We start from the raw sequence: 262 nt of genomic DNA on the forward strand, positions 1-262 counted from the left end.
GATTTTTGCGGCGGTGGGGATATTGGTGCTTGGCGTGAGTATCTTTCTGCAATGACCGAAGCCGCGAATGCCGCCGAGCGGGATTTTGGGATCACGATGCGGGGCGTGATTACGGCGGTTCGTCATTTCGGGCCAGATCAGGCGAAACGGGCCGCGCGCTGTGCTGCGGAAACGGCGGGACGCATGATTTGCGGCTTTGGAATGGCGGGGGACGAGAAGATTGGCCATGTGCGCGATTTTTCATGGAGCTTTGATTGCGCGG

The 262-nt window shown here is 59.2% G+C and carries 1 pseudogene; it reads left to right on the forward strand.

Going from position 1 to position 262, the window contains the following annotated elements:
• Positions 1 to 51: 51 nt before the first annotated feature.
• Positions 52 to 262 (forward strand): annotated as a pseudogene (locus GJQ66_RS13005) (hypothetical protein); the annotation flags it as partial.

It is taken from the genome of Microbacterium sp. ZXX196 (assembly GCF_009709595.1).
In the GTDB taxonomy this organism is placed as follows: domain Bacteria; phylum Actinomycetota; class Actinomycetes; order Actinomycetales; family Microbacteriaceae; genus Microbacterium; species Microbacterium excoecariae.